The sequence below is a fragment of the Microbacterium sp. genome, assembly GCF_047606385.1.
Classification (GTDB): Bacteria; Actinomycetota; Actinomycetes; order Actinomycetales; family Microbacteriaceae; genus Microbacterium.
In genome coordinates, this window is the sequence record NZ_JASGEL010000033.1 from 1 (window position 1) to 10,928 (window position 10,928).

Annotated in this window: 11 protein-coding genes and 1 pseudogene; 7 read left to right on the forward strand and 5 right to left on the reverse strand. The window is 72.3% G+C overall.

The features are described 5' to 3' along the window. From QM626_RS03835 to QM626_RS03850, 4 genes and pseudogenes are all read right to left on the reverse strand, one after another. Positions 1 to 199, reverse strand: a pseudogene (locus QM626_RS03835) (hypothetical protein); the annotation flags it as partial. Next, positions 189 to 818, reverse strand: coding sequence for a protocatechuate 3,4-dioxygenase subunit alpha (gene pcaG / locus QM626_RS03840; RefSeq protein ID WP_415074154.1), 630 nt, complete (start codon positions 816 to 818; stop codon positions 189 to 191). The gene pcaG and the pseudogene QM626_RS03835, both read right to left, overlap by 11 nt. Before the next feature lies 1 nt (position 819). Beyond that, positions 820 to 1,680 (reverse strand): protocatechuate 3,4-dioxygenase subunit beta, encoded by an 861-nt coding sequence (pcaH, locus tag QM626_RS03845; RefSeq protein WP_415074156.1) that lies wholly within the window; start codon positions 1,678 to 1,680, stop codon positions 820 to 822. 77 nt (positions 1,681 to 1,757) lie between these two features. Beyond that, positions 1,758 to 2,519, reverse strand: coding sequence for an IclR family transcriptional regulator (locus QM626_RS03850; RefSeq protein ID WP_415074158.1), 762 nt, complete (start codon positions 2,517 to 2,519; stop codon positions 1,758 to 1,760). Positions 2,520 to 2,567: 48 nt separating this feature from the next. On the opposite strand from QM626_RS03850, the gene QM626_RS03855 reads away from it, so the two are divergent. Together QM626_RS03855 and QM626_RS03860 are read left to right on the forward strand one after the other, a co-directional pair. Continuing rightward, the gene (locus tag QM626_RS03855) at positions 2,568 to 3,320 is read left to right on the forward strand and encodes an IclR family transcriptional regulator (RefSeq protein WP_415074160.1); all 753 of its coding nucleotides are present in this window, start codon (positions 2,568 to 2,570) and stop codon (positions 3,318 to 3,320) included. Between the two features lie 195 nt (positions 3,321 to 3,515). Next, complete coding sequence (locus QM626_RS03860) at positions 3,516 to 4,703, forward strand: 4-hydroxybenzoate 3-monooxygenase (RefSeq protein ID WP_415074162.1); 1,188 nt, start codon at positions 3,516 to 3,518, stop codon at positions 4,701 to 4,703. A 41-nt stretch (positions 4,704 to 4,744) separates the two neighbouring features. Here QM626_RS03860 and QM626_RS03865 read toward each other — a convergent pair whose 3' ends face one another. Next, positions 4,745 to 5,977: a CynX/NimT family MFS transporter gene (locus QM626_RS03865; RefSeq protein WP_415074164.1), complete on the reverse strand. Its 1,233-nt coding sequence runs from the start codon at positions 5,975 to 5,977 to the stop codon at positions 4,745 to 4,747. 201 nt (positions 5,978 to 6,178) lie between these two features. On the opposite strand from QM626_RS03865, the gene QM626_RS03870 reads away from it, so the two are divergent. From QM626_RS03870 to ligM, 5 genes are all read left to right on the forward strand, one after another. Beyond that, entirely contained in the window at positions 6,179 to 7,387 is a 1,209-nt protein-coding gene (locus QM626_RS03870; protein WP_415074166.1) for an MFS transporter, read from the forward strand. Positions 7,388 to 7,430: 43 nt separating this feature from the next. Further along, a complete protein-coding gene (locus QM626_RS03875; protein ID WP_415074168.1) occupies positions 7,431 to 8,030 on the forward strand; it encodes an IPT/TIG domain-containing protein in 600 nt (199 codons plus the stop codon). A gap of 161 nt (positions 8,031 to 8,191) precedes the next feature. Next, entirely contained in the window at positions 8,192 to 8,998 is an 807-nt protein-coding gene (locus QM626_RS03880; protein ID WP_415074175.1) for a methylenetetrahydrofolate reductase, read from the forward strand. A gap of 18 nt (positions 8,999 to 9,016) precedes the next feature. Then, positions 9,017 to 9,892, forward strand: a complete 876-nt coding sequence (gene purU, locus QM626_RS03885) for a formyltetrahydrofolate deformylase (protein WP_415074170.1) — start codon at positions 9,017 to 9,019, stop codon at positions 9,890 to 9,892. Between the two features lie 54 nt (positions 9,893 to 9,946). Further along, positions 9,947 to 10,928: vanillate/3-O-methylgallate O-demethylase (ligM, locus tag QM626_RS03890; RefSeq protein ID WP_415074172.1), on the forward strand; the 982-nt coding region annotated here is incomplete at its 3' end.

Below are 10,928 nucleotides of genomic sequence, written 5' to 3' on the forward strand. Positions count from 1 at the left end.
CGCTGACGGCGGCGACCGCGGCATCCGGCGCCGTGCCGACCGTGCCCCAGGCGCGGGCGAGGGCCGCCTCGGCGGCGACGAGGGCGGCGGCGACGGCGGCATCCGTCACCTCGGCGTCGAAGCCGACCGTGACCGGCGACAGCAGACCCTCGTCGACGACGGTCGGGCCGTCGCCGGCGGGGAGTGCATCAGAAGGCAAGGAAGACGGTCTCCTTCTCGCCCTGCAGATGGATGTCGTGCACGAGGTTCCCGTCGGGCGCCCGGGTCGCCACGAGCGTAGCGCGCTCGGCGGGCTCGAGCGAGGCGAGCAGCGGATCCGCCGCGAGCAGCGCCTCGTCGTCGGGCAGGTAGATGCGGGTGTGCAGCTTGTTGGGCAGGCCCCGTGCGTACACGATCGCGGCGAAGAACGGCGCCTTGCCCTCGACCTGGCCGGGGTTGCGCGTCCAGAACTCGTAGTGGCCCTCGTCGGTGGTGAACGAGCGGCCGAAGCCGGTGAAGGTGTGGTCGTCGCGCCGGAGCGAGCCGCGGGCCCGCGAGATCGTGCCGTCGCTGTCCGCGCCCCAGATCTCCACGCACGAGTCGGGGATCGGCGCCCCCGCCCCGTCGTAGACGGTTCCGCTGAGCACGATCGCGCCCGGCGAGTGCGGGAAGACGACCTCGTGCATCTTGTCGTACGTGAGGCCGAAGGCGAAGAACGGGCCGATCGTCTGCCCGGCGGTCGGCTCGTGCGTCGGTGCGCCGGCGGCGGCGATGCGCTGCTCGCGCGTGCGGCTGGTCGCGGCGGGCGTCGCGGGTCGGCTGATGGTGGTGCCGGTCATCTCAGTGCGCTCCCTCGGGCTCGAACCACGTGGCATCCGGGCCGTCGACGACGATGTCCCAGCGGTAGCCCATCGAGAACTCGGGCACCGTGAGGTCGTGGTCGTAGGTCGAGATGAGCGCGTCGCGGTCCTTCTGACGGCGGATGGTGTTGTAGATCGGGTCGAGCGCGAACAGCGGGTCGCCCGGGAAGTACATCTGCGTGATGATCCGCTGCGTGAAGCCGGTGCCGAACAGCGAGAAGTGGATGTGGGCGGGACGCCACGCGTTCACGTGGTTCTTCCACGGGTAGGGGCCGGGCTTGATCGTGGTGAAGAAGTACTCGCCGTCGTCGTTCGTGACGGTGCGGCCCGCGCCGGTGAAGTTCGGGTCGAGCGGGGCGGGATGCTGGTCGCGCTGGTGGATGTAGCGGCCCGCCGCGTTGGCCTGCCAGATCTCGACGAGCTGGTTGCGCAGCGGCCGGCCCCAGCTGTCGAGCACGCGTCCGGTGACCGTGATGCGCTCGCCCTGCGGCTCGCCGGTGTGCTGCAGCGTCAGGTCCGACTCGATCTTGGCGACGTCCCGCTGGCCGTACGCCGGCGAGAACAGCTCGATCGTCTCGGGATCGACCAGGCGGGGGTTCTTCGTCGGGTGGCGCAGGATGCTGGAGCGGTACGGCGCGAAGTCGTACAGCGTGGTCGGCACGCTCTCGCCGGCGGCCTCGCGGGACGCTGCAGCCGCGTGGAGCTCGGCCATCTCGGCGTTGATCTCGCGCTGGGAGGGCATGTCCGCCGAGGCGAGCAGCGTCTCGGGCGCTGCCGCGGTCGGCTCGATGACGACGGACGAGGAGAAGGCCTCCTCGTCCACGGAGGCGGTGCTGGTCATCAGGGGTCTCCTTCGACGATCCTCGGAACCGTCTCAGGCTCGCACCGCCCCGGCAGCGGCCGCGCCTCTCCTCTCACTCAGTGGGAGCGCGCGCCGCGAAGGTCCTGCGTGAGCTCCCGCGCCGCGGCGACGACCATGTGCGCGAGACGGCGCTCGATGGTCTCGTCGGCGTGCGCCACGATGCCCAGGGCCGTCGGCGGCAGGCCGGTGACCGTGCCCAGCGGCGCGGCCACCGACACGTTGCCGAGCGTCATCTCGCCGTGGGTGACGGCGTAGCCGCGGGTCCGGGCCGTGTCGATCTCCGCGCGCAGGGCCTCGCCGTCCGTGATCGACCGGGTCGTCTCCGGCAGCAGCGGCACCGCGAGGTATGCGCTCAGCCACGGGTCGTCGCGGGTGGCCAGCAGCGCCTTGCCGACCCCGGTCGTGTGCAGCGGATGCCGCCCGCCCATGCGCCCGAGGGTCGGCACCGACGCCCGGCCGGTGATGCGGGCCGCGAACAGCGCCGTCGCCGCCGCGGGAGTCGGCGCGTCGAGCACGGCGAGGTGCACGTTCTCGCCGGTCGCCTCGTACAGGCGCACGAGGTGCGGCAGCGCCGTCTCGCGCAGGCGCAGCGCGATCGGGGAGAGCTCGCCGATCTCCCACAGCCGCGCGCCGACGGTGTAGCGATGGTCGGCGGTGCGGTCCACCATGCCCTCCGCCACCAGCTGCGCGAGCACGCGGTGCGTCGTCGAGAGCGGCAGCCCGCTGCGCGCGGACAGCTGCACCGCCGTCAGTGCCGGGTCGTCCTCGTCGAACACGGCGAGCAGCGTCATCGCGCGGCGCAGCATCCCCTCGGCCATCGTCGTCCTTCCCGGTCGCGACCCTACCGCCGTGGGATGCTGGGGCGCATGGCGAACTCGCCGAGCGGGGACTCGATGACCGAGCGCGTCGTGCGGGTGCTCGAGACCTTCACCTCGGACCGCACGATGCAGACCGCGGCCGAGATCGGCCGGCGGGCGGGGCTGCCGTCCTCGAGCGCGCACCGGATCGTGGACGAGCTCGTCGCCGCCGGCCTGCTCGAGCGGGACGAGGACCGGCGAATCCGTCTCGGCCTGCGGCTGTGGGAGCTCGCGCAGCGCGGGTCGACCGCGCTGCGGCTGCGGCAGGCCGCGCTGCCGTTCATGGCGCAGGTGCAGCGGGAGATCCGCGAGCACACCCAGCTCGCCGTGCTCGAGCAGGACGAGGCGCTGTTCCTGGAGCGCCTGTCGCATCCGCAGGCCGGCGCCAACATCACCCGCATCGCGGGCCGCCTGCCGCTGCACGCCTCCTCGTCCGGGCTCGTGCTGCTCGCGTTCGCGGATGCCGCGCTGCGCGAGCGCGTGCTCGGCGCCCCGCTGCGGGCGGTCGGGCCCGGGACGATCACCGACGCCGCCGAGCTGCGCCGTGTGCTCGCGCGCATCCGGCGTCAGGGCGTCGTCGTGGCGCCCGGCTCGATCGAGGCCGTCTCGACCGGGGTGGCGGTCCCGCTCCGCGACGCCGGAGAGGTGGTCGCCGCGCTGTCGACGATCCTGCCGCGGGACGCCGACCCGGCGCCGGCCGTCGCTGCACTGCGCCGCGCCGCATCCGGGGTCGACGCCGCGCTCCGTGCCGCGCGGCGCTGACACGCGGCATCCCCCGCCCGATTTCAGCGAGACCGCATCTGGACGCCGAGACGGTGGCGTCCACCCCAGGTCTCGGCGCGCAGATGCGGTCTCGCGGGGGCGCGACTGGGAGCCCATTGAATGGGAGCCGAACGGTGCGAGCGGATGCTGCGGGGCACACTGGTCGACAGCACCCGACCCGTCGAAGGAGACGCCATGACCGACACCGTCCGCACCCGCGTCGCGATCGTCGGAGCCGGGCCCGCCGGGCTCCTGCTCTCGCACCTGCTGGCCGACGCCGGCATCGAGTCGATCGTGGTCGACAACCGCTCACGCGACGAGATCGAGACCACGATCCGCGCGGGCATCCTGGAGCAGGGCACCGTCGAGGTGCTGGACGCGCTCGGCGAGTTCAGCCGCGCGCGCTCGGTCGGCCATCGCCACGACGGCATCGAGCTGCGCTTCGCCGGCGCGGGCCACCGCATCGACTTCCGCCAGCACGTCGGGCGCAGCGTCTGGCTGTATCCGCAGCACGAGGTGCTCAAGGACCTGCTGGCCGCGCGCACCGCGGCCGGCCAGGACATCCGCTTCGGCGTCACCGCGCACCATGTCGAAGACGCCGACACCGACACCCCGCGAGTGATCGCGTCGCTCGCCGACGGCGGGTCGCTCGAGATCGAGGCCGACTTCGTGGTGGGCGCGGACGGCTCCCGCTCCGTGGTGCGCGCCGCGGTCACCGGCTCGTCGACCGGCGGCTACTTCCGCGAATACCCGTTCGCATGGTTCGGCATCCTGTGCGAGGCGCCGCCCAGCGCGAAGGAGCTGATCTACAGCAACTCGCCGAACGGTTTCGCGCTCATCTCGCAGCGCAGCGACACCGTGCAGCGCATGTACTTCCAGTGCGATCCGGATGCCGATCCGGACGCGCTGAGCGAGGAGCAGCTGTGGGAGGAGCTGCAGAAGCGGGTGCCGGGCACGACCCTGAACGAGGGGCACATCTTCCAGCGGGACATCCTGCGGTTCCGCAGCTTCGTCGCCCATGAGCTGCGCCACGGTCGGGCCGCACTCGTGGGGGACGCCGCGCATACCGTGCCGCCCACCGGGGCGAAGGGCATGAACCTCGCGATCGCCGACGTGATCCTGCTGAACGTCGCGCTGCGGGCGCTGCTGCTCGAGCGGGACGACCGGCCGTTGGACCGCTACGCGGAGGTCGCGTCGCGGCGCATCTGGAAGGCGCAGCACTTCTCCTGGTGGATGACGAGCATGCTGCACGTCGCCCCCGACGCGAGCGACTTCGACCGGCGCCGGCAGCTGGGCGAGCTGCGCAGCGTCGTCGAGTCGGACGCCGGCCAGACCTACCTGGCCGAGGCCTACACCGGCTGGCCGCTGACCACCGGGCTCTGACCCGGCCGCCCCTCGCCTCCGGGCTCGTCCGCGACCGGGGCTCAGGCGCGGCGGAGGCGCAGCGCCACGCCGCTGCCTACCGCGCCGAACAGCGCGACCGCGACGACGACGACCCACAGCGGCACCGTCCATCCGCCGGTGGCGTCGTGGATGCCGCCGATCACGGTCGGCCCGAGCGCGGCGAGCGCATAGCCGACGCCCTGTACGACCCCCGAGCGGGCGGCGAGGTCGCGCTGGTCGCCGCCGAGGGCGCTGACCATGATGAACACGACCGTCAGGCCGCCGCCCTGTGCGGCACCGCCCACCAGACACCACACCCACCACAGGTCGGGCGCGATCATGAACCCGAGCGGCACGGTGATCCACCCGACCGCGACCGCGAGCACGCCCGCCAGGATCGACACCCGCGTGGTCAGCACCGGTGCGAGCAGGCCGCCCGCGATGCCCGCGACCTGGAACACCCCTGCGATCGCGCCCGCGGTCTCCGAGCCGAAGCCGTGGTCGATGAGCAGCGTCGGCAGCCACGCGGTCATGGCGTAGTAGGAGAACGCCTGCCCGGCGAACGCCGCCCCGAGCGCCCACGTGGTGCCGGCCCGCAGCACCGAGGATCGCCGGCCGGCCGCGTCCTGCTGCTCGGGGACGTCGGACGGGTCGCCGTCGGCGGACGCGGAGGGCGCCGCGCCGCCCGGCAGGAACGCACCGCGCACCCCGTGCGTCGCCGCCCAGGTCGCCAGCGCCGCGAGACCGAACATCGCCGGCAGCGCGATCGCACCCTGCCATCCGGCGACCGAGGCCAGCGGTGCGGTCGCGACCGTGACCGACATCGTGCCGATGTTGATGGCCGAGGTGTAGACGCCGGTCATCATGTGCACGCGATGCGGTGGGAACTCCCGCGCGATCACGACCGGCACGACCACATTGCCGATCGTGAGGAAGACCCCGATGATCGCGGTGCCGACCAGTGCGGCGGGCACGCCGCCCGCCGAACGGACGAGACAGCCGACGACGGCGCCCGCCATGCTCACCGACAGTGCGAAGTCGGCTCCGCCCCGGCGGATGACGGCGACCGCGAGCGGCGAGCACACGGCGAACGCGATGACGGGGATGCCGGTGAGCAGGCCGACGACGGCGGGAGAGACGCCCAGGTCGGCGCCGACGGCGCGCGCGACGGGCGCGACCGCGACCAGCGGCGCACGCAGCATGGCCGCCGCCAGCACGATCGAGACGATCAGGATGCCGAGTCGGCGAGTGGACGGACGGGTCGCGGGGGGCACCCGGCCACGCTACCCGGCGGCGCTACCCGGCGGCGCGCGGGGTGACGCCGCGGATTCGGCGAGCCCCGCACACGCCCGCCCGGACGCTCACCTTCTGAGTCGCAGAGCGGGTCAGAAGGTGAGCGTCCGGAGAAGCGTGTCCACGGCTTCCGTGTCGCCGACCGGCGGGCGGCCGACGGCGGCGCGCTACAGTCGGGCCTCGTGAGCGATCGGTCCGAAGAGGTGCGGATGCCGCGCCTCGCGCTGTTCGTGGCGGTGTGCCTCATCGCGGCGAACATGCGCACGACGATCACCGGCGTGGGCCCGCTGCTCGAGCAGATCGCCGACGACCTCGGCACCACGACCGTGGCGCTGGGAGCGCTCGCCTCCATCCCGTTGCTGGCCTGGGCGCTGGTCTCGCCGCTCGCGCACGGGCTGAGCGAGCGGTTCGGCGTGACCCGCACCCTGCTGTGGTCGCTGATCGCGCTCGGGGTGGGCACCCTCTGGCGCTCGCTCCCCGGCGTCGAGGTCGACCTGTGGCTCGGCACGGCGATGATCGGCGCCTCGCTCGCCGTCGCGAACGTGCTCATGCCGGCGGTGATCCGTCGCGGCTTCGCCGGGCACGTGCCCCTGACGATGGGCGTCTACACGGCCCTGCTGGCCGGCGTCGGCGCCCTCGCCGCCGGGATCGTCGTGCCCGTCTCGCTCGCCGCTCCCGCCGGCACGGCGCTCGGATGGCGCACCGCGCTGGCGGCCACCGGCATCCTGCTGCCGCCGGCGATCATCGCATGGCTCATCGTGATGCGGCGACTGCCCCGGCAGTCGTCGGCTCCCCGCGAGACGTCGCCCGGCCGCACCGGCATCTGGCGTGACCCGGTGGCCTGGCAGGTCGCCGCGTACATGGGGCTGCAGTCGGCATCGTTCTACATCCTGCTGACCTGGATGGCGCCGTACGCGACAGCGCACGGCCGCACCTCGGTGGCGGCGGGCGTCGACGTCATGATCTATCAGATCCTCGGCATCGTCGGCTCGCTCGCGCTGCCGGCGGTGCTGCGCGGACGAGGTCGGCGGTGGGTGCCGGCGTCGGCCCCCGTGCTCGCGATCGTCGGGGTCGCGGGGATGCTGACGACCCCCGATCTGCTGACGCTGTGGGCGCTTCCCGCCGGGCTGTCCGCCGGCGCGTCGCTCGGCATGTCGCTGACGCTGATGGCCGAACGCGCCCGCGACCATCGCGGCGCGACGGCCCTGTCCGGCATGGCGCAGTCGGTGGGGTACCTGCTCGCCGCGCTCGGTCCGGTCGTCTTCGGCGGCCTGCACGGCATCGACGGCGGCTGGCTGCTGCCGTTCGCCCTGCTGCTGGCGGTCCTCGTCGCCCAGCTGGTCGTCGGCGCCGGGGTGGGGCGCCGGGAGCGGTTCGTGCTCGCGGGCTGACGTGCCAGAATCTGAGCAGTCCTCCGAGCCCGAGGGAGCCGCCGTGTCTCGACGCCCGACGTGCCGCGCGGCGATCAGCGCCGTGATCGCCGCTGCTGCCGTGCTCCTCGCCGCGACGCCCGCCGACGCCGAGCCGGTGTCGGCGCCGCCGGTGATCGCGACCGTGTCGCCCTCGACAGTCTCCACGGAGGGCGGCACCGCGCTGGACGTCCTCGGCGCCGGCTTCGACGCCTCCACGGTCCTCACGTTCTACGACGCCGACGGCACGGCGCTCGCGATCGTCGTGCCGACCGTGCTCGACGCGACCGAGCTCACGACCCTCTCCCCGGCGGTGCCGGCGGGAGAGATCTTCCTCGAGGCGCAGAACGACTCCGGCATCAGCGCGCGATATCCGGTGACCGCGGTGACGCCCGACTCGGAGCCCACGGCGACCGCGAGCGCGTCGCCCGATCCGACGACCACCGCGACGACACCGGCGACGGACACGGCCACCGCCACGGACACGGCCACGACTGCGCCCGCGCTGGCGGTCACCGGCCCCGCGACCGGCTCGTTCCTCGCGATCACCGTGGGCGCCCTGACCGCCCTGGTCGTCGGCGCCTGCCTCCTGAGCGCGCGATCGATCCGCAGCCGCACCCGCTGACCACCCACCCCTGGACATTTCACTATGTCCATAGGTAAAGTGACGCTCACGGGACCCACCGAGGTGCCCCGGCGGAGGAAAGGACCTCGACAGTGGCACAGATCTCGCCCGCGGCGAATCCGACGGCGTCCCTCCGGCTCATCGACGACTTCTCGTTGGAGATGACGGGGAAGGACGTCCCGGGTCTGCGGGAGGCGGCGCACGTCATCCCGGCGGGCACGAGGATCAACGTGACGTTCCTGGGCAACGAGGACCTGGAGATGCGGGTCGCGGCGGCGGCGGCGGCGCGCGAGCTGGGCTTCACCCCGGTGCCGCACATCTCGGCGCGCCGCATCCGGTCGCAGGCGCAGCTGGAGGAGTTCCTGTCGGCGCTGGCGCAGGTCGGCGCGACCGAGCACGTGTTCTGCGTCGGCGGGGACCCGGCCGAGCCCGAGGGCCCGTACCCGGACTCGTTGAGCGTGATCCGCACCGGGCTGCTGCCCGATCACGGGGTGAAGGAGGTCTCCATCGCCGGCTACCCGGAGGGGCACCCCGACATCCCCGGCGAGGTGCTCTGGCGGCATCTGGACGACAAGTCGGCGGCGCTGGCGGAGCAGGGGCTGGATGCGGTGATCCTCACCCAGTTCGCCTTCGACACCGACCCGGTCACGGCGTGGATCGAACAGGTCCGCTCCCGCGGCGTCCAGAGCCAGATCCGCGTCGGCACCCCCGGTCCTGCCGGCATCAAACGGCTGCTCGGGTTCGCGCGCCGGTTCGGGATCGGCGCGAACGCGATGATCGTGAAGAAGTACGGGTTCTCGTTGACGAACCTGATGGGAACGGCAGGGCCCGACCGGTTCGTGTCCGACCTCGCCGCGCTGCTGGCGCAGAACCCGGCATCCGGGGATGTCAGACTGCACTTCTACACCTTCGGCGGCCTGCTCGCGACAGCCCAATGGGCCCGCGAATACGTCGCCGCGCAGTCCTGACCTGATCCGGGAGCCACCATGACCGTCCACACCGACGCCCTCCGCGACCATGCCTGCCTCATCGTGCACGGTCCGGACCAGCCGGGTCTCGTCGCCGCGGTGACCGCGCTGGTCACCCGCAACAACGCGAACATCGTCTCGCTCGACCAGTACTCCTCCGACCCGGCCGGCGGTCAGTTCTTCCAGCGCCTCGTGTTCCACCGGCCCGATCTCGCGGCAGCGTTCCCCGACCTCGAGGCCGACCTGGACCAGACCCTCGCGCCCTACGGCATGCAGTGGCGCCTGACGGACCAGTCCGTGCCCAAGCGGATGGCCATCCTGGCCTCCACCAGCGACCATTGCCTGCTCGACCTGCTGTGGCGCCACCGTCGCGGCGAGCTGCCGGTCACCATCCCGATGGTCATCAGCAACCACACCAACACCGCGGAGGACGTGCGCACCTTCGGGGTCCCGTTCTTCCACGTGCCCTCGCAGTCCGGCGCGGACAAGTCGGCCTCGGAGACGGAGATCCTCAAGCTCCTCGCCGGCAACGTCGACTTCGTCGTGCTCGCACGGTACATGCAGATCCTCTCCGCCGACTTCATCGAGCAGGTCGGGGTGCCGGTCATCAACATCCACCACTCCTTCCTGCCCGCCTTCATCGGCGCCGCCCCCTACCGCAAGGCGAAGGAACGCGGCGTGAAGCTCATCGGCGCGACCAGCCACTACGTCACCACCGACCTCGACGAGGGCCCCATCATCGAGCAGGACGTCGCCCGCGTCACCCATGCCGACACCGCCGCCGACCTCCAGCGCCGCGGCGCCGACGTCGAACGCGCCGTGCTGTCCCGCGCCGTGCTCTGGCACGCCCAGGACCGCGTCATCCGCGACGGCAACCACACCATCGTGTTCTAACCGCCCCGGGGCACACCCGGGCGCCACCCCCGAGAGGACAGAGAGGTTCACATCGTGGCCAGCAACCTGCAGGAACTGATCGAGCAGACCAACCCGGTCGAGCTGCTGCGAGACTCGCAGATCGGCTCGTACATCTACCCGGTCGTGCCCGCCGACTTCCAGAACTGGATCAAGGAGCAGAAGGCCTGGCGCGACACCGCCGTCCTCTACGACCAGTCGCACCACATGGACAACGTGTTCCTGAAGGGGTCGGACGCGATCCGGCTCATCAGCGACACCGCGATCAACTCGGTCGCGAACTTCGCGGTGGACAAGGCGAAGCAGTACGTGCCGACGACCTCGCAGGGCTACGTCATCGGCGACGGCATCCTGTTCCGGGAGGGCGAGGACGAGTACGTCTACGTGGGCCGGGCCCCGGCATCCAACTGGCTGCTGTACCACGGCGAGACCGGCGGCTACGCGAACCTCGACATCTCGGTCGACCGTCGCTCGCCGTCCCGCCCGTACGGGCACGCGGTGCGGCGCCAGTACTACCGATTCCAGATCCAGGGACCGAACGCGTGGGCCGTGATCGAGAAGCTCAACGGCGGCCCGCTCGAGAAGCTCGGCTTCTTCAACATGTCGACCATGACCATCGCCGGCCGACAGGTGCGCACGCTCCGCCACGGCATGGCGGGCGCCCCCGGCCTCGAGGTGTGGGGGCCGTACGCCGATCACGACGCCATCCGCGACGCGATCGTCGAGGCGGGCGCGGAGCTCGGTCTGGTTCCGGTGGGATCGCGGGCGTACCCGTCGAACACGCTGGAGTCGGGATGGATCCCCTCCCCGCTGCCGGCGATCTACACCGGCGAGGCCGAGCGCGGCTACCGCGAGTGGCTGGGCGTCGACAGCTACGAGGCCACCGGAACCCTCGCCGGATCCTTCGTGTCCGACGACATCGAGGACTACTACCTGACCCCGTGGGAGCTCGGCTACGGCTCCTTCGTGAAGTTCGACCACGACTTCATCGGTCGCGACGCCCTGGAGCAGATCGACC